Source organism: Paraburkholderia sp. RL17-383-BIF-A, assembly GCF_046028015.1.
In the GTDB taxonomy this organism is placed as follows: Bacteria; Pseudomonadota; Gammaproteobacteria; order Burkholderiales; family Burkholderiaceae; genus Paraburkholderia.
Genome location: NZ_JARESR010000019.1, coordinates 102,721 through 127,515, shown reverse-complemented (window position 1 = coordinate 127,515; position 24,795 = coordinate 102,721). Strand labels below are relative to the sequence as shown.

Genomic DNA, 24,795 nt, shown 5'->3' with positions numbered 1-24,795 from the left:
GAGGAATGCTAAAAAACAAAATCCATCTTGTCATGAGATGGATTATTCCGGGTGCGCGACGTGCGCCAGGAAAATGTATAGGACACGGCCCATAGCATGAACGCTACATCAATTGCACATGAGAGCAAGAAGTCGGCGGGCGTCCATGGATTGCTCGCGCGAGTCCTCGACATCTCGTTGATCGTCGGTGGTGCTGTTTCAGCTTCGCGGATTCGCTTCGACGATCTGACAGCGGCTCACATAGACACTGGTTTCATCGCATTTGCCGCGGCCTTCGCGCTGGCGCTCTTTCCAGTGTTCGGCGTATATCAATCGTGGCGAGGCCGCTCCATGCTTCGCCTGATCGGTCAGATCAGTCTCGCGTGGCTAGTCGTGCAAGGTTGCGGGCTGGTTCTCATGTTCTCGCTGCATCGGACCGATTTCATCTCGCGACTTTGGTTCGCCTACTGGACGGGCACGACGGGTGCAGCGCTGATCGTCTCGCGATCGTTGACGTATGCACTGCTGCGGCGCGTCCGCAATGCAGGTCTGAATTTGCGCAGCGTTGCGGTTGTTGGCCGCGGATCACATTGCCAACAAGTGGTGCGTAGCATCCAGGCAGCCCGTACCAGTGGTTTTCGGGTAACCGCCGCATTCGACGTGCATCCGGGTGAAGAACGTTCCGCATCGAACACACCACTGTTCGATGATTTCCGCGATTTCTCCGAATTCGTTCGGGCCGAGAATCTCCAGGAGATCTGGCTTGCACTGCCTCTGTCAGAGGAAAGCATGATCTCGCGCTGTCTGCACGAATTCCGTGACGACCTGGTCAACATTCGTTTCCTCCCGGATGTGAGCAGCCTGGCCTTGTTCGACAGCAGCGTCATCGACCTCATCGGCGTGCCGGCCATCAATCTCGTCGCGTCGCCTTTGTCGTCGCACGCCTTACTGAAGAAAGATATTTTCGATCGGGTATTTGCGATCGCGGCGCTGGTCTGCGTGGCCCCTCTGATGGTTTCCGTTGCAGTCGCAGTCAAGCTGTCCTCACCCGGTCCGATCTTCTTCGGGCAAAAGAGAAAGGGAGCCGATGGACGCGTATTCACGATCTACAAGTTTCGGACGATGCGAGCCCACGCCGCCGAGCCCGGCGTCATCAAACAGGCGTCACGCAACGACCCACGGATTACCCGAGTAGGCGCTTTCCTGCGTCGCACAAGTCTGGATGAATTACCGCAATTCCTGAACGTGCTGAGAGGCGACATGTCGGTGGTCGGGCCGCGCCCGCATGCCATTGAACACGACGAACTCTACCGGACCATCGTCGACGGATACATCCACCGGTACCGGATCAAACCTGGAATCACCGGATGGGCGCAAGTGAACGGCTTTCGAGGAGAAACCGACCGCGTCGAGAAGATGCAGAAGCGAGTCGAGCATGACTTGTACTACCTGAGGAACTGGTCCTTCGGACTGGACATGAAAATCGTACTGGCAACCGTGGTACGCGGATTTATGCACCGCAACGCGTATTGAGGGAATTTGAACAGGTTTCCGCGGAGCAAAAAACTATAACAACGGCTAGCGCGTCTTGATGACTCAATCGGTTGACACATCGACGACTCCGACCAGCTTACCTAAAAAAGAAATGAACGATACGAGGGTCTATCTTATGGGACATTCGAAAACAACTCCTGAACACGGTGCCGCGCGTCAATATCGACGGCACGCACGCGGACTTTTATGTGTTGCACTCTGCTACGGACTCGTGGCATGTGCAGCCGCGCCTGGTATGCGGATGCCGACATCCGCAACCTTGCCGACGGGAAACAGCGACGCGCAAGGCGCTCAAGCGGATCTGCAAATTCCGATCGTCGACATTAACACCGCACTAATCAAGAAGCTGCGCGAGACCGCCGATCAGACGAGCACGGATCAAACGCGCGAATTGTCTGGACTGTCCGGACCTTATACGCTCGGCCCAGGCGATGTACTGCAGATTACCGTCTGGGACCATCCCGAACTCGCAGCCGCATTGGGCACGCAAAACCAGAACAATGCCCGACCGTTCGATCCTGCCCAAGGCTTTGTGGTCGACAACAGCGGCAACATACAATTTCCGTATGCAGGCTCGATTCATGTATCGGGTCTCCGTGTCGAACAGGCTCAGCAAGCAGTGTATGCAGAGTTGTCGAAGGTTTTCATCAAGCCGCAACTCACCGTTCGAGTCACATCGTTTCGCGCCAAGCAGATTTATGTGGACGGCGAAGTCAGGACGCCCGGCGCTGTGCCGGTCAACGACATTCCGTTGACGCTCTACGAGGCGATCAATCGTGCCGGTGGCTTTAGCACGACCGCCGACCAAAGCCGGATGGTTCTGGTTCGCAATGGCGTTTCACATCGTCTGAACCTTTCAAAGATGCTCGAGAGCGATCAGAACCCATCCAATATCCTGCTCAAGAACGGCGATCTGCTGAGAGTCGTATCGCGCGACGACAACGGTGTGTTCGTCATGGGCGAAGTCAATAAGCCGATCACCGCGCTACCAATGAAGAGCGGCAAGCTCACATTGAGCGATGCGCTTTCGCAAGCCGGAAGCCTGAATACCGCCAGCGCGGACGCGGCCCAACTCTATGTGATACGCGGGTCGACAGAATCACAGGCCGAGGTATTCCATCTCGACGCCCACTCGCCGGTATCAATGATCCTGGCCAATCAATTCGAATTGCAACCGAAAGACGTGGTGTACGTCGACGGCAACGGCCTCGTGCGTTTCAGCCGCGTATTGAGTCTGCTTCTTCCCGCCATCAATGCTGGTCTAACTACGGCGATTGTGACGAAATGATCGATACGGTACTCATAGTCTGTGAAGGCAATCTCTGCCGCAGTCCCATGGCGCAAGGGCTTTTGCAGCGGGAATTGTCCGACGTCGAAGTGACTTCAGCCGGTCTTTCCGCTGCCAAAGGCGCACCGATCGACAGCTTTGCGCGCGACATGCTGTCGGTTCGAGGGATCGACATGTCATCTCACGCGGCCCGGCGTCTCAACGAGCGAGTGTGTGGCGCGGCTGACCTGATCCTGGTCATGGAGTTGACTCAGAAGCAGGCAATCGAAACGTTCTACCCGACCACTCGCGGACGCGTCTACCGACTGGCAGAGGCGGAGCACGCCGATGTACCGGATCCTTTTGGCCGCTCGGCGCGCATCTACGATCAGGCAATGGCCCTAATCGAACGAGGTGTTCGGGACTGGACAAAACGCATTGCGGATCTGTCCCGGGGTTCGCGTACATAACATGATGAGTTGGTGAGTCATGCCAATAAACCGCTGAAATACGAGTTCACAAAAAAATGAAAAATCAATTTTCCCGCGACGAGGACGAAATTGACATTCGTGCACTTATTGATGTCATTTTCAAGAATAAGAAGTTGATAGCTGCGGTCACTATCGTATGCCTTGTCTTCGGCGTGACGTACGCGTTCCTCGCGACGCCGATCTATCGCGGCGATATCACGGTTCAGGTTGAAGACAACTCCGATATCGCGGGCGCGGCAGCCGGTAATCTGATGAGCGGTTTGACGTCTCTTTTCGACATAAAATCGACCGATGATGGGGAAATGCAGATCCTCGACTCGCGACTTGTCACGGCGAAAATGGTCGACGAGTTGCGCCTTTACATCGACGCTAAGCCCAAATACTTTCCGCTATTTGGGGCATTCGTTGCGAAGCACAGAAGCTCGCTGTCGCAACCGGGAATTTTCGGCGTAGGCGGATACGCATGGGGCTCGGAAAATATCATCGTCGATCAATTCGACGTACCTGGTGAGTTTGAAGAAGACAAGTTTTCCGTCACCGCACTGGGTAACAACCGCTATCGACTCTCGGGCAGCGACCTCGACGCCGATGTCACCGGTGAGGTCGGCGTCCCATTGGTAGCGAACACGCCTTCCGGGGCGGTCAAGCTGCTGGTGTCGCAATTGAGCAGCAGAGAGAACGCAAAGTTCGAGCTGAAACGCTATTCCCGAATTCAGGTCCTGGAGCAACTGCGAAAAGATCTGGTGATTACGGAGATGGGCAAGGATCAATCCGGCGTGATTGGCGTGACCTATGACGATCAGAATCCCGCGCGCGCGGCTGCAGTTCTGAACAAGATCGCCGAAAACTACGTCACCCAAAACGCCGACCGAAAGGCGGCAGCAGCCGAGAAGTCGCTTGTCTTCCTGAAGAGTCAACTTCCGGAGGTAGAGCATAGCCTGAGACTCGCTGAGGATCGGCTCAATGCTTATCAGAACCGCCACAAGGTCGTGGACCTCAGCGAGCAGGCAAAGGCCGTGTTGGGACAGGCTGTCGAGGCGCAGTCCAGTCTGTTCCAGCTCGAGCAGAAACGGAAAGAGCTCGCAACGATGTACAGCGCGCAATATCCCGCTGTGCTTGCCTTGGATCAACAGATTGCCGCCGCGCGCGCGCATATCGACAACTTCAACGAGTCGATCCAGCGACTTCCCGACGATCAGCAGAATATTGTCCGACTGAATCGAGATGTGACCGTGCAAACGAGTCTCTACGTCGGCTTGCTCAACAGCGTTCAACAACTGCAACTCGCCACAGCAAGCAAGATCGGCAATGTGCGTGTGATCGACCATGCACTAGTCGCCGACAAACCGACGAAACCGAAGAGAGCCCTGGTCATCGTTCTGGCAGCCGTCATCGGGTTGTTCGGTGGAATCGGATTCGCTTTGGTCCGTTCAACGCTGTTCGGCGGTCTGACTGATCCTATGGATATCGAACGTGATCTGTCTCTTGACGTCATTGCGACTATTCCGCTGAGCGATACCCAACGTCAATTGACGCGAGTCCGGGAACGCGGTGGCCGTCGCGGTCCGTCGATTCTCGCACTGGCGCGGCCGCAGGAACCGGCCGTCGAAGCCATTCGAAGTCTCTGCACCGCGTTGCAATTCGCCCTGCTGGAGAACCCGAAGAACAACGTCATCCTGATGACCGGGCCCTCGGTCGGGATCGGCAAGTCGTTCACATCCGCAAATCTGGCCACTCTGCTGGGGATGTCCAAGAAGCGCGTGCTTCTGATGGACGTGGATCTTCGCCGCGGCCATCTGGCTGCCGAGTTCGACGTGTCCGGAAAAGTCGGTCTCTCCAATGTGCTTCGCGGCGACATGTCACTGGATGCGGCCGTCATCAAAGATGTTTCGCCGAACGTGGACTTCCTTGCGACGGGTCCGCTACTGGCGCAGCCGGTCGAACTACTGTCGTCGGGTGGCATAGCTAATCTCCTCGCGGACGTGTCCAAGCGATACGACATTGTTCTACTGGATTCACCGCCCGTCCTTCCAGTCACCGACGCCACCATCTTCGCGCCCTTCGCCGGAATTGTTCTTCTGGCAGCGCGTTCGGGCATGACCAGCAGTGGCGAGCTTCTCGAGTCCGCCAAACGAATCGAGCGCGTTGGGGCAAAAATCACCGGGATTGTGTTTAACGGCTTCAAACCAAGTCTGCGCTCCGCGCAGTACGGGGACTACGGCGGCTATGCGTACCTGAGTAATGCGTCTGACACGTAATCGGGCGACTGCAGACCATGAGGCAACCGGAAGCTTTTCTCCATTGAAAATTTATCAAGCGACGAGACCAACGCTATGTCATTCGATGTCGTTTCCATCATTGGACTTGGTTATATTGGATTGCCCACCGCTGCGGCGTTTGCCGCACGCCGAAAGAAAGTTATCGGCGTCGATGTATCGCAGCGCACAGTCGATACAATTAACAAAGGCGAGATTCATATCGTCGAACCAGAGCTGGACATGCTGGTTCACGCCGCCGTCACACAGGGATATCTGCGCGCGACCCAGACGCCGGAGCCAGCCGATGCATTCCTGATCGCTGTTCCAACGCCGTTTTGCGATGGCAACAAACCCGATCTGAGCTACATTGAGGCGGCAAGTCGTTCGATCGCTCCTGCGCTTAAAAAAGGCGATCTTGTCGTGCTCGAGTCGACTTCGCCTGTGGGAGCGACCGAGAAGATGTCGGCATGGCTCGCTGAATGCCGTCCTGACCTAACCTTCCCACAACATTCGGGCGAACAGTCCGACATTCGCATTGCGCACTGTCCGGAACGCGTGCTGCCGGGACATGTCATTCGCGAGTTGGTCCAGAACGACCGCGTAATTGGCGGCATGACTCGCCGATGCGGCGAGTTGGCTCGCGATCTCTATCAGATCTTCGTTCAGGGCGACTGTATTCTGACCGACGCACGTACCGCCGAAATGTGCAAGCTTTCCGAAAACGCGTTTCGGGACGTCAACATCGCGTACGCGAACGAACTGTCGATGATCTGCGATCGGCTCGACATCAACGTTTGGGAACTCATTCGACTCGCCAATCGTCACCCTCGCGTGAGCATTCTCCAGCCAGGGCCTGGTGTCGGTGGACATTGCATCGCTGTCGACCCGTGGTTCATCGTCGACTCCGCCCCCGAAGAGGCCAAACTGATTCGGGCCGCGCGCGGCGTCAACGACGGCAAACCGCATTACGTGATCGATCAAACGAAGCGCCTCGCCGCGCGCTTCAAGGCACCCGTGATCGCCTGCCTTGGCCTGGCATTCAAGGCCAATATTGACGACCTGCGCGAAAGTCCGGCGATAGACATCGTCAATCAACTAGCCGACGAACACGTGGCGGACATCGTTGTTGTCGAGCCCAACGTGACGGTTCTTCCGGACGCGCTTCGTGGCAAGGTCGAGCTAACAAACCTTGCAAGCGCGATTGAAGCCGCCGATATTGTTCTGCTGCTGGTCGATCATCGCGAGTTCAAGGACATCAACCGGCGCCGCTTGCAGTCGAAGCTGCTTGTCGATACGCGGGGAATCTTCGCGTGACTGAGCATGCAAAGGCGACGACGGTGCGCCACCGCTCCAGGATCGATACGCTGGCCAGCGCTGTATCCGTTCAACGTATTGAAGCCCTGATCTGCACCGGATCGCCGGGACTGCATCGCGTCGTGGTTTTCTTCGCGATACAGCATGTCTATTCGCTCGCGGAACTCGGGCGGACCGCATCAAGCATGTCTATCGCGCAGATGGTTGCTTTCTTCACCGCGATCGGATGGGCGACATTGATACTGGTGCGCGTTCCGGCGGCTACGACCGAGCGAAGTGCCGTTGCGGCTTTCTATCACGTCGGCGCAATGAGCCTTGTCACGACTGTTTTGTGCACGGTTCTTGGCCTTGGGATTGCCGTGTCCAAAGTCATTCCGTTCGATCTGTGTGCGTTTCTTGCCTTGCTGTGGGGTTGGACTGCTTATCAGATTGCTCGCCACTACTTTGTTGCCTTGAAGCGCTATCGCGCCGCGATCGCGTTCGACGTCGCACTGATCGGTGGGTCGGCCGGCATGCTTGCCATATTTCGTTACGCCGGGCTCTCCGCAGCGGCTGCGCTGGCGACGGGACTCGGTCTGATTGCAATTGCTATGTTCGTGAAGATCGGTCGACCCGACCTGCAAATGCTGCCAAGGAAACTGGAGATCGAAGGGCTTCAGTTCGGTCTTACGAACTTTCTGTCCGGCGGCATTCCCCTGATTTTCGTTCCGGCCGCGACTGTGATGTGTGGCGCCGCTTTCGCGGGGATGCTCTCGCTGCTGTCTTCGGGGATTGCGATCGGGATGCTGCTGCCGCGGGCGATATCGATGATGCAATTGGCGGACCTCGCGAAGCGTAAGGCGGCCTTTCTGTCCCTCGACGAGTCGCTTCGCCGAATGAGCCGCTGCATCAACTGGTGCAATGGAGCGATGCTGGTCTGTAACGTCATTCTGGTCCTGTTGTTCACCGCGAGACAAGCACGCGACGCAAGCTTTCCGACCGGCGTCGTATTAGCCGGATTGCTGCTCGCGATCCAATGCGCGGTCGGCATGACGGGCGTAGCAAACAGTAGCGTCATGATGATATTCGAGCAAGGTGCTGTAACAGCGAAGATCAACGTCTTAACGGCTTTGGCGTTCGCATTGCTCGTCGCCCCCTGCTATGCATCCGGCGCGCTGACCGGGTTCGCGATGATTCTTTGCTCTGCGATTGTGATCACAGTCTGGCGCAACTGGCTGATTCGGCGTCACGCGCACTTGATATACCACCAGTATCTGACTCGTTGCCGATTGGCGGATGTTTCCAATACGGAAGTCCGGTTGCAATCACTAGTCTGTGGAGCGCCCCGATGAACGCTAGCACTATGTCAATGTCACTATCGCGTGAATCTCGATTCACGGGATGGCATTCGGTCGGCGCATGGGCGATATCACTCGCCTACCTTCTTTTTTGCGTCAGCGATACGTTTTTATCGCTCGAAATGGATGGCTCTCAGTTCGTAAAGCTAGGCGCGTTCGTCCTGCTGTCGATCGCGATTTTGCTACGCCCAAGATTTCACAAGCTCGTTACATTGATGCTGCCCTTCCTGCTAACTCTCTATATAGCGATGTGGCGAGCTTTCAATGTCGACGCCGGTGGGGAAGAATTCATGCGGTTTCTCGCACCCATGGCGATCACCGTTGCAATGTTCGCGTACAGACGCAGGCTTTCACCGGTTATCTTCATGTTCTTTGCTGTCGTAGTAAGCAATGACTTGTTCCAGTGTTACTTCTACCTTGCATATGGGCTAAAACTCCCCCTGTTTCTGCCGGTTAAATTCGACTCCGGCCTGTATCTTCGCGCGCAAGGATGGATAGGTTTCTTCTCAGAGTTCAGTTTTATTAATTTTTGTGCGTTTCTCTTATGCCGTCATCACCAGCCAACGAGGCGATCAAGGCGAGTGGCGTGGATCTTCTTGACATTTTCGCTATTGGGCGTCTCCTTCAAGATTTTTGCGACGATTGGAATGTACTTTGTCGTCGCGAGAAAGTTGACCGTGCGTTCTGTGATCGCAGCCATCGGCGGAATTGGCGTCGTACTGTTCGCATTGCTGGCGGGACTGCTTGATTCACTAATCAAGGTTGCCATGGCCAAACTCTCCTTCTACGTCGTAGCAGGCAATTCGGCTCGAGCAGAATCGTATCGCGTTATGTTTCAATCGTTGATGAAAGGCAATTTCTTCGGCGAGGGCCTCGGCTCGTTCGGTGGATCGGCCTCAGTCAAGTATCACTCGCCGCTGTACAGCATCTATCACTTCAACTGGTATGGGCTTGGAAACACTCTCACGACCACCGACACGTTTTATCCACACCTCTTCGTTGAACTCGGTGTTCTGGGCGCGATCTTATGGCTCAGTTTCATGATCCTGTATGGGCAAGTTAGTCGACGCAGGCATGTTTGGCTATTCCTAGTTGGCGCCTTCTGCTTCGACAACCTGTTCTCCTTGTCGTTCGTGTCTGCATCCTATGTCTTCTCGGCATTGATGCTCATGTATCTGTTCTCGAGCAATGCACCGTCACAAAATCGGTCCTCATCGCTCAGCCAAGAGGTTGTCGGAGCCGTGAAATGAGCGTGCGAATTCTTCAGGTTGGTCCGGGGCATGGGCAAAAAGGTGGCATCGCAACGGTGCTTTCTCAGTTGGCCACAAGCCGAGATCAATTCGAGAAGGCCGGCGTATCTCTCTCGTTCTTCGAAACGCGCGGATTCCGGAATATCGGCGGACCGCTGGCGTTCTGGATGGTCGATGTTCCGTTGTTTGCGCGATCGGCTATTTCTGTTGATGTTGTGCATTTTCATGTCTCCGAGCGGGGGTCGTTCTACCGGAAACTTGTGCTGTTCCTTGTCGCGCGACTCTTTGGGAAGCGCACGGTATTTCAGCTGCATTCAGGCAATTTCGAACAATTTTTCGATAGATCGGACTGGCTGCCCCGTCGGCTGGTCGAACTGTTTCTTCGCAAGGTTGACTGCGTAATCGCGGTTTCGACGCCTCTAGCAAATTGGCTTCAGCAATGGCGGAGAAAGGATGCAGTTCGGGTTATCGGAAATATGGCGCTTGACGCAGAGCACGGTGCGCCGGTACCTAACCGCCTTGCGCACGCGAGGCCATATATTGCATTTGCCGGCCGATTGAATGAAGCCAAGGGGCTCGATGAGCTCCTTCAAGCCGTTGCCGCTCTGACGCGGAAAGGGCGCGATATCGAACTCCGTGTGGCCGGAATCGGTGACACGCACCGCTGGAGGCATATCGCCGAATCGCACGGAATCGCCGACCGCGTGGTATTCGAAGGTTGGCTGGAAGGCGATGCGAAGCTCGCGTTTTATAGCGGTGCACGTTTGTTCTGCATGCCCAGCCATTTCGAGTCGTTCGGCATTTCTACACTCGAAGCAATGTTCTGCGGCTTGCCCGTGGTAGGAACCCGCGTGGGCGGATTTCTCGATCTCATTGAAGATGGCGTGAGCGGGTATCTCGTTGATGTCCACGATTCACGCGGGCTGGCAGAGGCGCTTTGCAAACTAGTCGACGATCCGGAGCATGCAGTTCGAATGGGCTCCGCAGGACTTGCTCGCGCTCAAACGTGCTTTAGAGCGGAATCAATTGTCGAACGATATGTTCAGTGCTATCGATACGTTGATACGCAATGCGGGAGTAAGCGATGAACCCGAAACACCTTTCCTGGCTACGCCACGTTGTGACAGCCTCGCTGTGCCTCGTCACAGCCTGCTCGGCACAAACACGTGATGCTTCGGTTCTGGATATGCCGGGTTTTCACAATCTGTTCGCCACCAATTGGGCACACGGGTTCGGTCCGGCGGTAGACATTCAGAGTCCGGATACGCAAGACCTCATTGTAGTCAATGATCCGCTATCACCTGATCAACGCGCGGTGAAAGTTAGCATTCGACGCAGCGAGAACTTTTCCCACGTCGCGAACGGCACGCCCCGCGGCGAAATGGTGTTCGCACGAGCGGCAAAAATCGTTTCTGGCCGTGAGTACCGCATAGAGTGGACCACGTTGCTGCCGGCCGATTTTGTATTCGACGACGACCAGATGCAAATCATCATGCAAATCCATCAGACAGACATGTGGGTGGGCTCTCCGCCAATTATGCTGCAACTACACGGGAGCGATTACGTGTTTTCTGAGCGCGGCGGTTCCGATACCAGGCACGGCCACGACGCCAGCTTGCCCGGCGCAAGTTCGGACCGTGGTAAATGGGTTCGCTGGACTCTCCACTATCGACCTGATTCGACCGGCGAGCATGCGGTAACGGAATTATGGAAGAACGGCACTCAGGTCTTCGCTTCTCGCGGCGTCCCAAATGAGTACCCTCAGGAGCGCCACGCATACTTGAAGCTTGGAGTCTATAAGCCGAGTTGGCAAAACTTTCGTTCGAAAACTACCGAGACAGGTCTGTTCTATGGGCCCGTCTCGATCTCCGAGCGCGTGGAGTCAAGCGAATGACTATCCATCTGAACGCCAGCGAACTCGCCGATGCACTGATTACGCAATGCCGTGCCACGGACTATGCAGGATACGACCCATTCGATGGCCTCAACAGCGAGCTGTTCAAGAAACTAGGCCTTGGCTCTCTGCCATTCGCCAAAATAGCGTGGCTGCAACTCCATAAACGCAGTCTTGCAAACTTGCGGCCGTTAGTCGGTGTGGCGCGTCGCCGCAACCCCAAAGGTATTGCATTGATCATCCTCGGTCTTCTCGAGTACGAAAAACTGGTCGGTAACGGATCACAAATCGAGGAAGCCATTCGGCTTGCGGAATGGCTGCTAGAGGAGCGTTGCGATCGGAGCAGATGGAAGCATAGTGCATGGGGGTATCACTTCGACTGGGCCGCGCGAGCCTTCTTCGTACCCAAAGGCACGCCTAACGCAATCACGACTTGTTACATAGCACGCGCACTTGCGGCACTTGGAGACGAAACTGGCAATCAACGGTTCGTCGACGCCGCGACAGATGCCGGTCTATTCCTGAATTCACTTCACCGGAATGACGGCGGTTATTACGCATACATTCCAGGCGAATCCGCGTTCGTGCACAACGCCAACCTTTGGGCAGCCGCCGTTGTCGGAGAAACGGCGAAACGGATAGGCAATAGCGCTCTGATGCAGCGTGCGCTAAGCGCCACCCGAAGCTCAGTCGCGGCGCAGCGCGGGGACGGAGCATGGCGCTATGGCACGCGCGATCATCATTCGTTCGTGGATGGTTTTCATACCGGCTATAACCTGGAAGCGCTAGCGGCGCTACAACAGGCGGCAGACACCAGCGAGTTTAGCGACGCCATCAGCCGCGGGATGGACTACTACCGGAAAAACTTCTTCTTGCCGGACGGCACCGTCAAATATTACGACAATAGCATTTGGCCGCTCGATACTCATTCTGTCGCTCAAGCTATTCTGACATTGCTGAAGGTGGGGGGGGCTGATGAAGATCATCGGTTGGCGACCCGCGTATTTGAAAGAGCGTTAGAAACACTCTACATGCCGGATGAACGGCGCTTCATGTATCAGAAGAACAGACTGACAACTAATCGAATTAACTACCTACGCTGGACGTAGGCATGGGCTTTCTACGCGATCGGTACATACGCGAATCGCGTCCAGTTCAAGCGCACTGAAAAGAACTTGAGTATCGCCGGGGAGAAAACACAATGAAACGAATTGAGCTATTCGGATGCCCGATGGACCTCGCCACCATGCAGGAAACCGTGCAAATCATCGGTGACCGCATTGAAGCGCGGCAGTTCACGCAGCACGTCGTTGTGAATGTCGCCAAGCTTGTCAACATGCAGACCGACAGCGTACTTCACTCATCGGTTCGCGCCTGCGACATTATCAACATAGACGGCATGGGCGTCGTTTGGGGTGCACGTCTCTTGGGTTATCCCGTGCCCGAGCGAGTAGCAGGAGTCGATCTCTTTGACCGCCTCTTGCAGATGGCGGCGACGCGCGGGTTGCCGGTATTCCTGCTGGGCGCAACGGACGAAGTCGTAGGTCGAACCGCAGCGACCGTCGCAATGCGGCATCCAGGTCTGCAGATCGCTGGTTACCATCACGGATACTTCTGGGACGACGAGGAAGGCGTAGTCGAAAAGATCCGTCATTCCGGCGCCAAGCTTCTTTTTGTGGCGATCACATCGCCAAAGAAGGAGAGTTTTATTCACCGCTGGCACGATCGCCTCGGTGTCGACTTTGTGATGGGCGTCGGCGGTACTTTCGACGTGGTCGCGGGTAAAGTGCGCCGGGCTCCGCAATGGATGCAACGCAACGGCCTCGAATGGGCTTACCGCGTTGCACAGGAGCCGGGACGTATGTGGAGGCGCTATTTCATTACAAACAACAGGTTTGCGGTAATGCTATTGAGAGCACGCCTTGCGTCGACGTTCAAGCGGATGGCGGAGGAACACTGAACATAGACGTGGATATCGGCCTTCCAATGCCCAGTGAAGGCTTACTCAAATGAGGAATAGATCGACCGGTTATCAGGTCGATCTTCTCGACCCGGCGGCGTTTGGATCGCCTCGCCATGTTGCTCTTTTTTCTGGGACATGCAGCTTTATTTCGCGCCGAACCGTCATCGAGTATGGTCGGGCGTCATAGCGCCCGCCCTAGCCCCAACACCCTCCCCAACCCAGCCTGCGCACGCGCAAACATTGACCCCTGCACCAACGCGTCAGGCCATCGGCTCACCCACTGGAACTGTTCTTTCGTATCGACACCACTCACCACCACCCGCACATCGAGCGCATGCAGCAGGTCCATCAGCGCAGTCATCACCGTCCCCGCCCGCTGATCGTTCGGCACTGTCGCCATCAACTCACGCGCGACGGTAACGGTATCCACATCAAGCACACCAAGCAGCGCCATCGAGGAACCGCCGTTGCCCCAATTGCCGAGCGTGATGCTGATGCCCACATCCCGCAGACCCGCGGTCAACGTCCGCAAGGACAGCAGTTTCGCCGCTTCAGCGCTATCTGAAACCTCAATTTCAAACAGCGCAGGCGACACCCCATACGAGCCGGCCACACGCGCAATTTCGCCCGCGAGCGACTCATGCAGCGCCACATGAACCGGCATCGCGATCGCTACCGGCTGCAAGGGCAGCTTCGCTTCAAGACAACCGCGCAGTTCGCGGCATACACCGTCCACAATAAACAACGCCATTTCCAACGCGACCTGCGGATGCTCGATCGGCAGCATGAAACTGCCCGGAAGCAGCACGCCATAATCAGGATGCGTCCAACGAACCTGCGCTTCCAGACGTGCCAGAGTTCCGCTCGCCGCACGATATGCACCTTGAAACACAAGGTGAAATTCACCCGCGCTCAACCCCTTCAAGACACGGCTTTCGAATTCGCTCAGTCCCACAGGAACATCACCGGCATCATCCGGGTCATTTGGCGCGATCGGCGCGGCATGCGCAGCACGCTTCGTGAGCGGGAGCGCAAGCAATTCAGGTTTGGCATAGTCGAGCGTGTGCATGGCGAATTTGTTTTTTGTCTCGCCGACATACGCACATGTCGTGCCAACAGACGCGATCACTACCGCTTAAAGCCCGCCGAATCGCCGGAAACCCCCGCCGGGCATCGCACTGCACAGCACAAGGAGCAACCTTGGCGAAGCATGATTTGCTTCGCCAAACGTTTGCGCGATACCACACGTTACGTAGCGTCCCGCTTTACGTTACGTTGCACCGCACATCGTCGCGAGCGCGCGGAACAAATACGAATACCGACGAAGCTCGCCAAGTCCAGCCCATCAAAGAAGTCAAGCACATCAAGCGAGAAAATCCGGAACAATCTACCGCGACGCGTCGCAACAAGACAATTTGACCGATAAGAAAAGATTTACTAGTATCGCCACAGATGCAGCGGAAAACGACTGCGCATTCCTCACACAGTGTTCCGGGGCAGCCATGCTACAAATCCCTCTTTCCGACGACGACTGGGCGCGCGTCCAGAGTCTCTTTCCCGACCTTCGATCTACCCGCGGTCGGCCTCGCCGCAGCGATCGGGAAATTCTCAACGCGATACTCTGGTTGCAGCAAAGAAAAGAGAAATGGCACAGGCTTCCGGCCACTTTTCCGCCGCAGCAGACTTGTTATCTTCGATATATGACCTGGAAGAAGACGGGCGTGCTCGACCAGGTGAATGAGCTGCTTCCAGTATGTTGCACAGAGCTTTCGAATTGCTGATCGGCTATTTGATTTGCTTCGCATGCCGTAGCAAATCAGAGGCGAGCTACTGCGTTGACGGTCGTGTCTGCAGGACGCACTGATCCGCATCACCGTCAGTCATTAGATCCTCTGCAACCGTACACGCGATGCCGCTTTACCGAGGCTTTAAACCGCCTGAGGCTGCTCTGCCGCCGCGCGTGGAAACGAAACGCTGATATGCACGCCTTTGCCGCCCTCGCCCGGCTTCAGCGTAATTGCGCCGTGATGGGCATCTGCGATTTCACGCACAATGGCAAGGCCGAGTCCAGTGCCCTCCGTATCCGCGGACGCACGGAAAAACGGCTCGAAAACGCGGCTGCGCGACTCGGCCGGAATGCCGGGGCCATCATCCAATACGCGTACGGTGACGGTATCGGCTTTGGCATCCACGCCCACGGTCACGTGACCGCCACTGCCGGTATAGCGAATCGCATTCTCAGCGAGATTCGCTATCAACGCCTGAAGCAGCCCGCGGTGCCCGGCTACCGGCGCGGTCCCGTTCAGTTCGGCGCCCAGATCGATGCCCCGCGCCTGCGCGAGCAGGGCGAGATCCTCCACAACTTCCATGGCTAGCGGGACCAGGTCCACCGTTTCCACCGCCAGTTGCGTGTTGTCTGCCGCCTCGGCTTGCGCGAGCAACAGTAGCTTGTTCGTGAGCCCGACCATCGAACGATTACTGCGATGCATGGCGGCCAGTGCTTCATCGAGAGCGGGATTCAAGCCCTCCTGTTGACGCGCGAACTGCAACTGCGTGCCGAGCAAAGTAAGCGGCGTGCGCAACTGATGCGCAGCGTCGGCGATAAAGCGGCGCTGCGCAGCCACCTGAACGCCCAGCCGCGCAATGCACTGATTGATAGCTTCGACGATTGGCCGCAACTCGGTATGCAGCCTCTCGACACGAATGGGCGCGAGTTGCATTGGATCGCGGTCGGCCACGTCCTCTTTCACTTTCATCAGCGGCCGCAATTCGAAAGTCAGCCCGATGCACACCAGTGCGACCGCCAGCACGATCATCTCGATCTGTCGCACAAGTTGCGGCTGCCACAACTGCTCGGCCATCGCGTCGCGCGAGCGCACGGTTTTCCCGACCGTCACGAGCACGCGATGAGTCGCGCCGTTGTCGTACATGAGACGCACAAGGCCGACCGCGCGCACGGCATGGCCCTGCAAATGCGTGTCGTAGTGATCGGGCGTATCCGCGGTCTGCGCCGGACGCGTGGGAAACTCAGGCGTGCCCGCGAGGAGCCGGCGGTCGTCGACGCTCACGCTATAGAACACCTGGTCGCGGTAAGGCGACACGAATACTTCGAGCGCGGCGGGCGGCACATCCACGCGCAGGAAACCGTCCACCCATTCCACTTCGCCGGCGATCATCCGCGCCGACGAGATCAGTTGATTGTCCTGCACCAGATCCGCCGTGCGCCGCGCGTTATCGTATTCGGCCTTGCCGGTCACGAATACATACAACGCGAGCGGCACCAGCAGCCACCACAACAGGCGCATGCGCAGGCTATTGGTCATCTTCTTTCTTGCGCAGTAGATAGCCGAGGCCGCGCAGCGTGACGATCGCCGCCGAGCTGCCGTCGAGTTTCTTGCGCAGACGCGAGATGTAGATTTCGACAGCGTCTTCGCTAGGCTCGTCCGCAAGCGTGAAGATCGCGTCGACCAGCGCCGGCTTGGTGACGGTTTTACCCAGTCGCAGGATCAGCGCTTCGAGCACGGAGCGTTCGCGCGGCGTGACGTTCAGCGGTGTCCCCTTCAGCGTGAACTGCCGCGTATCGATGTCGAACGCCAGATCGCCGCACACCACTTCGCTCGCCTTCGAGGGCGACTGCCGGCGGATCGCCACCTTGATCCGTGCAATCAGCTCACGCACTTCGAACGGCTTGACCAGATAATCGTCCGCGCCGGCCCCGAGCAGTTCGACCTTTTCGTCGATCGAGCCGCTCGCCGTGAGAATCAGCACCGGCGTCGCGTCGCCGCGCTGGCGCAGACGGCGCAGCACGTTTTTGCCCGACAGCTTGGGCAGATTCAGGTCGAGCAGGATCACGTCGTAGTGGTTGGTGCGCAGCAACTGGTCGGCCGCGTCGCCGTCCTGCACGGCGTCGAGCGCGAACGACTCCTGCTCCAGCATCTTCGCGAGCCAGTGCGCCAGTGTGGGGTTGTCTTCGATGAGCAGCAGCTTCATGGCGGGAACGGCAAAAGTCAGGCCGTCGATTGTGCCGTAAAACAAGGTCTTTGCGCGCTTCCCCTGTGGTTTGCGCCATACGCTGTCGAGTTTTGGGCGGGGTCGCGGCGAAGTTGCGGCGGGGTTGCGGCTAAGTTGCGGGTTAACACCCATGATTTGCCCCCAACCCCGAAAGCTACCAGAAGGTTTCAAATTTCTATAATCGCCGTCATTCACCCAGAAAGCGCCGCATGCATCACCCAGCGGCGACTAAACCTAAGGAGACTGCTTCATGCGTACCTTGCGCCAGATTGCCGCCGTGTCAGGTGTTGCATTCACCCTCGCCGCCGCCTCGGCCGCGGCCCACGCCGAAAAGCTCACGATCATGGTCGGCGGCGCCACCAAAATCATCTATCTGCCCGCCAAGCTCACGGAGCAACTCGGCTACTTCAAGGACGAAGGGCTCGACGTCGAAATCCTCTCGCAACCGGCCGGCGTCGACGCGGAAAACGAATTGCTCGCGGGCGCGGTACAAGGCGTGGTGGGCTTTTACGACCACACCATCGACCTGCAAAGCAAAGGCAAGGAAGTCCAGGCGCTGGTGATTTTCGGTCAGGTGCCGGGTGAAGTGGAGATGGTTTCCACCAAGGCGGCGGAGACCTTCAAGAGCATGGCCGACTCGAAGGGCAAGACCCTCGGCGTGACGGGCCTCGGCTCGTCGACCAGTTTTCTCACGCAGTACCTCGCACAACGTGCGGGCGTGCCATCGACACAATACACGCTGCTGCCCGTCGGCGCGGACAACAGCTTTATTGCGGCCATCAAGCAGAACCGCATCGACGCGGGCATGACGACCGAGCCGACTGTTTCGCAGTTGCTGAAGACCGGCGACGCCAAGGTGCTGGTCGACATGCGCACCCTGGAAGGCACGCGCGCCGCGCTCGGCGGCACCTATCCGGCTTCGAGCTTCTACGTGCAGCGCGCGTGGGCCGAATCGCACAAAGACGAGGCCGCCAAGCTGTCGCACGCTTTCGCGAAAACGCTGAACTTCATCGCGACGCATAGCGCGGAAGAAATCGCCGCGAAGATGCCGAAGGACTACTACGGCAACAATAAAGACCTGTACGTCGGCGCACTGAAAGCATCGCTGCCGATGTTCACGAAGGACGGCAAGATGCCAGCCGACGGTCCGGACACGGTATTGAAGGTGCTCTCGGCGTTCAATCCTTCAGTGAAGGGCAAGCATATCGATCTCGCCAAGACCTACACCAACGACTACGTGTCGGCAGCGGTCAAGACCGCGGCGAAGTAACGCTCTTATATCAACGTCACGAGAACAGCGAGGCAGCAGCCGATGAATCAACCCATGTCACGCGATACGCCTGCGATCGAGATGCGCAACGTATCGTGCCGTTTCATTTCTCCCGATGGCAAGGCGACCATCGCGTTGCGCGACTTCAGCATGTCGGTGGCTCGCGGCGAGTTCGTCGCGGTGGTCGGTCCCACGGGTTGCGGCAAGTCCACCACACTCAGCATGATTACCGGCTTGCTGAAACCCACCACGGGCGAAGTACGGGTGATGGGCGCGCCGGTGGACGGCATCGATCCGCGCATCGGCTTCGTGTTTCAGGCCGATGCCGTGTTCCCGTGGCGCTCCGTGCTCGACAACGTGGCGGCGGGCCCGCTGTATCGTGGCCGCTCGAAATCGGCCGCGTATGACGAAGCCAACGAATGGCTGCGTCGCGTGGGCCTCGACAAGTTCGGCAAGCACTATCCGCATCAACTCTCCGGCGGTATGAGGAAGCGCGTGGCACTCGCGCAGACTTTCATCAACAAGCCGGAGATCCTGTTGATGGATGAACCATTCTCGGCTCTCGACATGCAGACGCGCACGTTGATGCAGGACGAGCTTCTGCAATTGTGGGGCGGTGTCGGCTCGGTGGTATTCGTCACGCACGATCTGGAAGAAGCGATTGCGCTCGCCGACCGCGTGTTCGTACTGACCGCGCGCCCGGCCACACTGAAGAAAGTGTACGAAATCGATCTGCCGCGTCCGCGCGTTACGTCCGAGGTCCGCTACGACCCGCGCTTTATCGAAATCTCGCGTGACATCTGGCACGACCTGCGCGAAGAAGTGCAGATTGGTTAATCAAGGAACGGCAAACATGTCTACAAGCCCTCAACAGATGATGCCTTCGGGCATCGACGCCGCATCGCTCGCGCAAGTCGAACGTGTGGCCCAAAAACGCATCCGGCAGCGTCACGCGCTCGTGATCTCGTTGCGTATTGTCGTGCTGGTGGTCGTACTCGGCGGGTGGGAACTGTCAGCGCGCCTGAAGTGGATCGACCCGTTCTTCTTCTCGATGCCAAGCGCGATTTTCGACCAGATCGTCGACTGGTTCGTCAACGGCACCTCGCAAGGTCCGCTGCTCACCCAGGTGTGGGTCACGCTCGAAGAAACCGGCCTCGGCTTCATTATCGGTTCGGTCGCCGGGGTGTTCTGCGGCATCGTGCTCGGCCGCAACAAGCTGCTCTCCGACGTATTTAGCCTCTACATCAAGATCGCCAACTCGATTCCGCGCGTGGTGCTCGGTTCGGTGTTCGTGATTGCGCTAGGTCTGGGCATGGCGTCGAAGGTGGCGCTGGCCGTGGTGATGGTGTTCTTCGTCGTGTTCGCCAACGCTTTCCAGGGCGTGCGTGAAGCCGACCGCTATATGATCGCGAATGCGCAGATTCTCGGCGCGTCGCGCCGCCAGGTGACGACTTCGGTGGTGATTCCGTCGGCGTTGAGCTGGATTCTCGCCAGCTTGCACGTGAGCTTCGGTTTTGCGCTGGTCGGTGCGGTGGTGGGCGAGTTTCTCGGCTCGAAGCAGGGTATCGGTCTCCTGATCTCCACTGCCCAAGGCGCATTCAACGCAAGCGGCGTGTTCGCAGCGATGATTGTGTTGGCTGTGGTCGCACTCGCAGCGGATTATCTGTTGACTGCGGTCGAACAGCGGCTGTTGAAGTGGCGCCCGGCTGCGGTTTGATCGCGGAGTCGTTGTACGCTGAATAGCAACACTTGCACCGAAGGCTAATGCCGTTCAGTCATGGACTGAACGGCATTTTTATTTGTGTGCTGGCCACCGCCGACACATGGGTCGCGCTCAATGATTGCCGGAAAAAACTCGCGCTGTAAGCCAAATAAAAACTTGGACGCCAATCGTATTCGCCGCCACTCCACCCGCCGATATTTTTTCCAAATACGCATTCAGGATGGCTGATTAATACTTGAATCCGAAAGCGATCTATACGTCTGCTTCACATGACGGAGGCAAAACCGGCTCTCTGAACCGTCCCCGAACAATAAAGCCTCAGCGCGCACCTTTCCTTGCTACACGAAGCACTTCGATAACGCACCTCTCTGGTGCGCTGCGCAGAATTCGACAAGGAAGCCGGTAATCGTCTCCGCCCTGTGTTCCGTCGGATTGTCCGCCGTGTGTTGCGTGCAGGTCCGGCGGAACTTCCGCAATGAGGTGTCGCGAGAGCGACGCCGAGGGTTTGAAGGAGATGGACATGAAGAAGGCTCTGATCATCGCAGGCGGACTGCTTTGCGCGTTCACATGGCAAGCGCACGCTCAGGACGCCGGCACGGAGAGTACGGCGCAAACTCAACCGTCGGCAGCCGACGCGGTGGGCGGGCAACCCGCCACCACTTCGATGTCCGGCAGCCCTGCAAGCACACAAGGACTCTCGCGCGCAGCTGTCTACCAGCAACTCGTTCAATCGCAGAAAAACGGCGAAGCGGCGCGCTTGCAAGATCTGTTCAAGGGCGGCAATTAAAGAGCGCGACAGCATTGAAGCCGGTGACATGACGTGGATAGTGAGTCGTCCACTTCATTGCATGACGACGCCGTATTTTCGTACTCGTCTGGCTGGACGAAGCGAATGCGGCGTCTAATCGAAGTAGCCATTATTCGTAGACAGTTGGCCGCGTGCTTCGCCATTTCACACCGCCTGTCTCACTCCAACAAACTCGCGATCGGCATTCGTCGGTCCACGCACAACACATTTGCGCCGTTCACAACGGCCGTCATCCCGTACACGCCCGCCGTATAAGACACCGTGCGCTATGGCACGGTCGATGCATAAGAGTCGACACCCAGTCGTGCACTTACCAACATCGGTTGAATCGAGGTGCGTCATGTCGAGTGTGCAAAGTCAGCGTCGTCCAGTGAATTGGCGGAGCCGGTCTCTTTCCGCGGAGAGTGGTTCGAAGCATCGCACTCGAACTCATCACCTTGCCAGCGGATTCGTGCCGTTCGGATTACGGACCGCCGGTTTCATCGGGCGCGGCCCGAAGCAATTGTGGCCCTATGTTTTGCCGTGGGTCTTCGCGGTGCTCACCATCGGCTTCTTCTGTCTCGTCGTACGTGGCGTACTGACGCGGCAATTGCTAGTGCCGCCGGTTGAAACGCCGCAGTCGCTCGTGGAACGCGGCTATTCGTCGAACTTCCTGGCGGAACGCATCATGTCTTCGATGAGAGCGATCGGCCAGGACGCCGAATCGATTCCCCACGACACCATGACCGATAACGACGCGCAACCGGACATTCAAATCCCCGGTCAGGAAATGTCATATGCGACGACGGTGCGTTTCATTAAAGGCATCATCAAGCGCACGGACGTTGTCGTTCACGTCGGCATCACCAAGGTGAACGACAGCGCGGATTCCTACATCGCCCATGTGCAGATTGAAGGTGGCCCCTTCAATTCCCGTGAAAGCACGGTGCCTTTCGAAGGACGCGATCTGGAAAAGTTCGTGCACGACATCGCTGTCAAAGCCATGCGTCTGGCCGAGCCGAATATTCTCGCCAGTCACCTCTATTCGCAAGTCCAGAGAACCCGATGCTCGCTCGCGCAATGTGATTACGGCGAGATCGTCTCGATCTATGACGAAGTTCTGGCACTGCCCGCCTCCGAACAAGGCGAATGGGCGCTCGCCGGCAAGGCGTGGCTGCTTGCCAATCAGGGACTCTCCAAAGAAGCCGAACAGCAGACCCGCGAAGCGCTGACCGTCTACACACATTCGGCGGTGCTGCGTGCGAGCCTGGGCATTGCACTCGAACAGCAGCATCGCATCGACGACGCACTCGAAGCATTGCGAGCCGGCGCGAGCGAGAAGTCGAAGACGGCCGAGAATTTGCGTCTTCTCGGCGACGTGCTGCTGCATGCGAATCGTCACTCCGAAGCACTCGACGCATTCAAGCAGGCGGACCGCATGAAGCCGGATTCCGTCGACAACCTGCACGATTGGGGCGAGGCGCTCGTCACCGTCGGCCGATATGACGAAGCGATCGAAAAGCTCTCCCGCGCGGTGGCACTGCGCCCGGATCTGGCGCCTTCATACGCGGAATGGGGCCGTGCACTGGATCGCAAAGGCGATCTGCTCGGCGCCTCGCGCAAATATGCGCAAGCGTTGCAACTCGACGCAGGCAGTCTGTCGGCGCGAGAGAGTCATCTGGCGCGCGTCGCCAAAGCGGTTCAGGAAGGCGATCGCCGCGACATGACGAAACCCGATAGTCAAGTCAGACCGGTTTCCCATCCCCCCGCAGCACTTCCGTTTCAAACCGCTTAACAGGCGCCCCGTAGTACCGGATGGACCGCCACGCAAGCGGCTCGGCCCAGACGCACTTTTACCGTTGCAGTCATACACACAGTGGAAGAGGAGATGATCGATGGGCAACTTCGATGAAGCGTTCAAGGCTCTGATCGGAAATGAAGGTGGGTACTCCTTCAATCCGCATGACCCTGGCGGAGAAACGATGTGGGGCGTAACAGCACGCGTGGCGCGCAGCCAGGGCTATACCGGCGCCATGAAAGATCTGCCGCTGGACACCGCTAAACAGATCGCGAAACAACGGTACTGGGATCCCTTGCACCTCGACGAACTCGACTCGCGAGTGGCCTTCCAGATATTCGACGCCAACTACAACGGCGGACTGGTGGTGTTGTGGATGCAAAAAGCGTCCGGTGCGCAAGAAGACGGCAAGTTCGGCCCGGACACACTGGACGCGGTTAAAAGCGCGGACCCGCTGAAGTTTGTCATGCGCTTTGCCGCCTATCGCTTGCGTTACCTGCGGAACCTGCATGCATGGCCCAATTTCAGCCGTGGATGGACAGAAAGAATGGCCGCTAACCTTCTCCTTGGAGCAGCATGATGGACTGGTCAAAAGTAGCATCGAACATTGGCAGCACCGCCCCGCTTCTCGCAGGGCTCGTGGGTGGTCCGGTCGGCCTCGGTGTCACCGCCGCCGCTTCGATCATTTCACATGCACTCGGAACGCCGAGCGATCCCACCTTCGTGGAACCCGCGCTGAACGATCCCGGCGCAATGGAGAAGATCCGGCAGGCGGAGAGCGCGAACTCGTTGCAGTTGCAACAACTGATGGTCACTGCCGCCCAGGCAGGCCTCGCGCACGAAAGCGACATGGCGCGTATTCAGGCCGCCGATCGGGCCGACGCGCGTGCAATGGGTATCAGCAATAAGGACTGGGTGCCCAAGGTGCTCGCCATGGCGGTGACGGCAGGCTTTTTCGGCATTCTGTTGCTCATGGCGTTCCAGCCGCTGCCGGGGCCGAACAAGGATCTCGTCAACGTGATTGTCGGCGCATTGGGAACGGCGTGGATCAGCATCATCGGCTACTACTTCGGCACCTCGGTAGGATCGATGCGAAAGACCGAGTTACTCGCCAAGCCCAGCGTTCCCATTACGCCGGACAGCGCCGTCACGCTACGCGAGCCCGCCACTTCCGCGGCGCGCTCACAAGCAGCGCCCGCTCCTTCGCATGGCGAGATATTTCAGCCGTTCGCGCCGGGTGGACAAGGTCCGATCTATTCGGGCAGTTGACTCGCGCTTCGACGTCCGGACGATGCAGCGACGAGGGAACAACTCTCCATGCGCATCGTCCGTTGACGGCAGTTTGTCTCAGTTTCAGCAACAAACATTACCTGAAACGGGGATTACTCTCTCCAGATCGCAAATCTAGAATGCAATCACTGACTACGAACGAGAACGCTCGTAGCAAGACAAAAAACCGAACTGGAGGTAGTTGATCATGAAATCGCTCATTCAAGCTGTTGTTATCGCCACTGTACTGGCCGCTCCTGTCGCTTCGTTTGCGCAGTCCAACCAGCCCGCGACCCGCGCTCAAGTGCGTGCGGAATTGATTCAACTCGAGAAAGCAGGCTATCACCCGGGCCGCGACGACCCGCACTACCCGGCTGACATTCAGGCCGCGCAAGCTCGCGTCGACGCTCAGAATGGCACGGCGCAGGCAGCACAAAGTGGTTTTGGCGGTGTGGTGAGTGGCGCGTCGCAATCCGGCCGCCCGGCGCTCGCGAACGGCCCGAGGTCAGTCTACTTCGGCAACTAAGCCGGGGCCCAAGCGGTAATCAGGCAGGAACCCAGCCTTAACCCGCTGTTCAGCGGTCCGACGCACGCAGGCACCACGGCTTGCGCGTAGCCGGGGCGCTCAGC

23 protein-coding genes are annotated in these 24,795 nt (G+C 57.7%); 20 read left to right on the top strand and 3 right to left on the bottom strand.

Translation table 11 applies throughout. The annotated features are described in order from the left end of the window. Nucleotides 1–96 precede the first annotated feature (96 nt). From P0D71_RS21870 to P0D71_RS21820, 11 genes are all read left to right on the top strand, one after another. Nucleotides 97–1,512: an undecaprenyl-phosphate glucose phosphotransferase gene (locus P0D71_RS21870; protein ID WP_408294180.1), complete on the top strand. Its 1,416-nt coding sequence runs from the start codon at nt 97–99 to the stop codon at nt 1,510–1,512. A 136-nt stretch (nt 1,513–1,648) separates the two neighbouring features. Next, nucleotides 1,649–2,821, top strand: coding sequence for a polysaccharide biosynthesis/export family protein (locus P0D71_RS21865; protein WP_408294434.1), 1,173 nt, complete (start codon nt 1,649–1,651; stop codon nt 2,819–2,821). After that, nucleotides 2,818–3,270 carry a low molecular weight protein-tyrosine-phosphatase gene (locus P0D71_RS21860; RefSeq protein WP_091806301.1) on the top strand — a complete coding sequence of 151 codons (453 nt, stop codon included), beginning with the start codon at nt 2,818–2,820 and terminating at the stop codon, nt 3,268–3,270. The genes P0D71_RS21865 and P0D71_RS21860 overlap by 4 nt, the downstream gene beginning before the upstream one ends. 56 nt (nt 3,271–3,326) lie before the next feature. Then, on the top strand, nt 3,327–5,549 hold the full coding sequence (locus P0D71_RS21855; RefSeq protein ID WP_408482041.1) for a polysaccharide biosynthesis tyrosine autokinase: 2,223 nt from the start codon (nt 3,327–3,329) through the stop codon (nt 5,547–5,549). A gap of 75 nt (nt 5,550–5,624) precedes the next feature. Beyond that, nucleotides 5,625–6,863, top strand: coding sequence for a UDP-N-acetyl-D-mannosamine dehydrogenase (wecC, locus tag P0D71_RS21850; protein ID WP_091806296.1), 1,239 nt, complete (start codon nt 5,625–5,627; stop codon nt 6,861–6,863). Beyond that, on the top strand, nt 6,860–8,194 hold the full coding sequence (locus P0D71_RS21845; protein ID WP_286162157.1) for a hypothetical protein: 1,335 nt from the start codon (nt 6,860–6,862) through the stop codon (nt 8,192–8,194). Before wecC ends, P0D71_RS21845 begins: the two co-directional genes overlap by 4 nt. After that, a complete protein-coding gene (locus P0D71_RS21840) occupies nt 8,191–9,450 on the top strand; it encodes a hypothetical protein (RefSeq protein WP_091806290.1) in 1,260 nt (419 codons plus the stop codon). Before P0D71_RS21845 ends, P0D71_RS21840 begins: the two co-directional genes overlap by 4 nt. Then, a complete protein-coding gene (locus P0D71_RS21835) occupies nt 9,447–10,538 on the top strand; it encodes a glycosyltransferase family 4 protein (protein ID WP_408294198.1) in 1,092 nt (363 codons plus the stop codon). The genes P0D71_RS21840 and P0D71_RS21835 overlap by 4 nt, the downstream gene beginning before the upstream one ends. Continuing rightward, nucleotides 10,535–11,344 carry a heparin lyase I family protein gene (locus tag P0D71_RS21830; RefSeq protein ID WP_091806283.1) on the top strand — a complete coding sequence of 270 codons (810 nt, stop codon included), beginning with the start codon at nt 10,535–10,537 and terminating at the stop codon, nt 11,342–11,344. Before P0D71_RS21835 ends, P0D71_RS21830 begins: the two co-directional genes overlap by 4 nt. Beyond that, nucleotides 11,341–12,453, top strand: coding sequence for a glycoside hydrolase family protein (locus tag P0D71_RS21825; protein WP_408482039.1), 1,113 nt, complete (start codon nt 11,341–11,343; stop codon nt 12,451–12,453). Before P0D71_RS21830 ends, P0D71_RS21825 begins: the two co-directional genes overlap by 4 nt. A gap of 92 nt (nt 12,454–12,545) precedes the next feature. Then, entirely contained in the window at nt 12,546–13,304 is a 759-nt protein-coding gene (locus tag P0D71_RS21820) for a WecB/TagA/CpsF family glycosyltransferase (RefSeq protein ID WP_408294204.1), read from the top strand. A 184-nt stretch (nt 13,305–13,488) separates the two neighbouring features. Here P0D71_RS21820 and P0D71_RS21815 read toward each other — a convergent pair whose 3' ends face one another. Then, on the bottom strand, nt 13,489–14,376 hold the full coding sequence (locus tag P0D71_RS21815; RefSeq protein ID WP_408294207.1) for an EAL domain-containing protein: 888 nt from the start codon (nt 14,374–14,376) through the stop codon (nt 13,489–13,491). A 433-nt stretch (nt 14,377–14,809) separates the two neighbouring features. On the opposite strand from P0D71_RS21815, the gene P0D71_RS21810 reads away from it, so the two are divergent. Continuing rightward, nucleotides 14,810–15,088, top strand: a complete 279-nt coding sequence (locus tag P0D71_RS21810; RefSeq protein ID WP_408187911.1) for a transposase — start codon at nt 14,810–14,812, stop codon at nt 15,086–15,088. A gap of 147 nt (nt 15,089–15,235) precedes the next feature. Here the strand turns inward: P0D71_RS21810 and P0D71_RS21805 are convergent, their stop codons facing one another. Together P0D71_RS21805 and P0D71_RS21800 are read right to left on the bottom strand one after the other, a co-directional pair. Beyond that, on the bottom strand, nt 15,236–16,630 hold the full coding sequence (locus P0D71_RS21805; RefSeq protein WP_408294210.1) for a sensor histidine kinase: 1,395 nt from the start codon (nt 16,628–16,630) through the stop codon (nt 15,236–15,238). Next, nucleotides 16,620–17,297: a response regulator gene (locus tag P0D71_RS21800; RefSeq protein ID WP_091809086.1), complete on the bottom strand. Its 678-nt coding sequence runs from the start codon at nt 17,295–17,297 to the stop codon at nt 16,620–16,622. Before P0D71_RS21800 ends, P0D71_RS21805 begins: the two co-directional genes overlap by 11 nt. 271 nt (nt 17,298–17,568) lie before the next feature. On the opposite strand from P0D71_RS21800, the gene P0D71_RS21795 reads away from it, so the two are divergent. The 8 genes from P0D71_RS21795 (at nt 17,569) to P0D71_RS21760 (ending at nt 24,691) form a co-directional block, all read left to right on the top strand. Then, on the top strand, nt 17,569–18,588 hold the full coding sequence (locus P0D71_RS21795; protein WP_091806267.1) for an ABC transporter substrate-binding protein: 1,020 nt from the start codon (nt 17,569–17,571) through the stop codon (nt 18,586–18,588). Nucleotides 18,589–18,630: 42 nt separating this feature from the next. Beyond that, on the top strand, nt 18,631–19,425 hold the full coding sequence (locus P0D71_RS21790) for an ABC transporter ATP-binding protein (protein WP_091806264.1): 795 nt from the start codon (nt 18,631–18,633) through the stop codon (nt 19,423–19,425). 16 nt (nt 19,426–19,441) lie between these two features. Further along, on the top strand, nt 19,442–20,305 hold the full coding sequence (locus P0D71_RS21785; protein ID WP_091806261.1) for an ABC transporter permease: 864 nt from the start codon (nt 19,442–19,444) through the stop codon (nt 20,303–20,305). Between the two features lie 526 nt (nt 20,306–20,831). After that, nucleotides 20,832–21,098, top strand: a complete 267-nt coding sequence (locus P0D71_RS21780) for a hypothetical protein (RefSeq protein WP_091806258.1) — start codon at nt 20,832–20,834, stop codon at nt 21,096–21,098. A 361-nt stretch (nt 21,099–21,459) separates the two neighbouring features. Further along, entirely contained in the window at nt 21,460–22,893 is a 1,434-nt protein-coding gene (locus P0D71_RS21775) for a tetratricopeptide repeat protein (protein WP_408187906.1), read from the top strand. A 100-nt stretch (nt 22,894–22,993) separates the two neighbouring features. Further along, complete coding sequence (locus tag P0D71_RS21770) at nt 22,994–23,476, top strand: glycoside hydrolase family 108 protein (RefSeq protein WP_408482038.1); 483 nt, start codon at nt 22,994–22,996, stop codon at nt 23,474–23,476. Further along, nucleotides 23,476–24,165 carry a hypothetical protein gene (locus tag P0D71_RS21765; RefSeq protein WP_091806249.1) on the top strand — a complete coding sequence of 230 codons (690 nt, stop codon included), beginning with the start codon at nt 23,476–23,478 and terminating at the stop codon, nt 24,163–24,165. Before P0D71_RS21770 ends, P0D71_RS21765 begins: the two co-directional genes overlap by 1 nt. A gap of 208 nt (nt 24,166–24,373) precedes the next feature. Further along, entirely contained in the window at nt 24,374–24,691 is a 318-nt protein-coding gene (locus P0D71_RS21760; RefSeq protein ID WP_091806246.1) for a DUF4148 domain-containing protein, read from the top strand. Nucleotides 24,692–24,795: the final 104 nt, after the last annotated feature.

What these genes read in the sequence shown, in the direction of transcription:
- P0D71_RS21780 (WP_091806258.1), top strand. Translation starts at nt 20,832, where the DNA reads ATGAAGAAGGCTCTGATCATCGCAGGCGGACTGCTTTGCGCGTTCACA.
- P0D71_RS21835 (WP_408294198.1), top strand. Translation starts at nt 9,447, where the DNA reads ATGAGCGTGCGAATTCTTCAGGTTGGTCCGGGGCATGGGCAAAAAGGT.
- P0D71_RS21810 (WP_408187911.1), top strand. Translation starts at nt 14,810, where the DNA reads ATGCTACAAATCCCTCTTTCCGACGACGACTGGGCGCGCGTCCAGAGT.
- P0D71_RS21820 (WP_408294204.1), top strand. Translation starts at nt 12,546, where the DNA reads ATGAAACGAATTGAGCTATTCGGATGCCCGATGGACCTCGCCACCATG.
- P0D71_RS21795 (WP_091806267.1), top strand. Translation starts at nt 17,569, where the DNA reads ATGCGTACCTTGCGCCAGATTGCCGCCGTGTCAGGTGTTGCATTCACC.
- P0D71_RS21825 (WP_408482039.1), top strand. Translation starts at nt 11,341, where the DNA reads ATGACTATCCATCTGAACGCCAGCGAACTCGCCGATGCACTGATTACG.
- P0D71_RS21860 (WP_091806301.1), top strand. Translation starts at nt 2,818, where the DNA reads ATGATCGATACGGTACTCATAGTCTGTGAAGGCAATCTCTGCCGCAGT.
- P0D71_RS21840 (WP_091806290.1), top strand. Translation starts at nt 8,191, where the DNA reads ATGAACGCTAGCACTATGTCAATGTCACTATCGCGTGAATCTCGATTC.
- P0D71_RS21870 (WP_408294180.1), top strand. Translation starts at nt 97, where the DNA reads ATGAACGCTACATCAATTGCACATGAGAGCAAGAAGTCGGCGGGCGTC.
- P0D71_RS21800 (WP_091809086.1), bottom strand. Translation starts at nt 17,297, where the DNA reads ATGAAGCTGCTGCTCATCGAAGACAACCCCACACTGGCGCACTGGCTC.
- P0D71_RS21865 (WP_408294434.1), top strand. Translation starts at nt 1,649, where the DNA reads ATGGGACATTCGAAAACAACTCCTGAACACGGTGCCGCGCGTCAATAT.
- P0D71_RS21805 (WP_408294210.1), bottom strand. Translation starts at nt 16,630, where the DNA reads ATGACCAATAGCCTGCGCATGCGCCTGTTGTGGTGGCTGCTGGTGCCG.
- P0D71_RS21855 (WP_408482041.1), top strand. Translation starts at nt 3,327, where the DNA reads ATGAAAAATCAATTTTCCCGCGACGAGGACGAAATTGACATTCGTGCA.
- P0D71_RS21760 (WP_091806246.1), top strand. Translation starts at nt 24,374, where the DNA reads ATGAAATCGCTCATTCAAGCTGTTGTTATCGCCACTGTACTGGCCGCT.
- P0D71_RS21765 (WP_091806249.1), top strand. Translation starts at nt 23,476, where the DNA reads ATGGACTGGTCAAAAGTAGCATCGAACATTGGCAGCACCGCCCCGCTT.
- P0D71_RS21775 (WP_408187906.1), top strand. Translation starts at nt 21,460, where the DNA reads ATGTCGAGTGTGCAAAGTCAGCGTCGTCCAGTGAATTGGCGGAGCCGG.
- wecC (WP_091806296.1), top strand. Translation starts at nt 5,625, where the DNA reads ATGTCATTCGATGTCGTTTCCATCATTGGACTTGGTTATATTGGATTG.
- P0D71_RS21770 (WP_408482038.1), top strand. Translation starts at nt 22,994, where the DNA reads ATGGGCAACTTCGATGAAGCGTTCAAGGCTCTGATCGGAAATGAAGGT.
- P0D71_RS21830 (WP_091806283.1), top strand. Translation starts at nt 10,535, where the DNA reads ATGAACCCGAAACACCTTTCCTGGCTACGCCACGTTGTGACAGCCTCG.
- P0D71_RS21815 (WP_408294207.1), bottom strand. Translation starts at nt 14,376, where the DNA reads ATGCACACGCTCGACTATGCCAAACCTGAATTGCTTGCGCTCCCGCTC.
- P0D71_RS21785 (WP_091806261.1), top strand. Translation starts at nt 19,442, where the DNA reads ATGTCTACAAGCCCTCAACAGATGATGCCTTCGGGCATCGACGCCGCA.
- P0D71_RS21790 (WP_091806264.1), top strand. Translation starts at nt 18,631, where the DNA reads ATGAATCAACCCATGTCACGCGATACGCCTGCGATCGAGATGCGCAAC.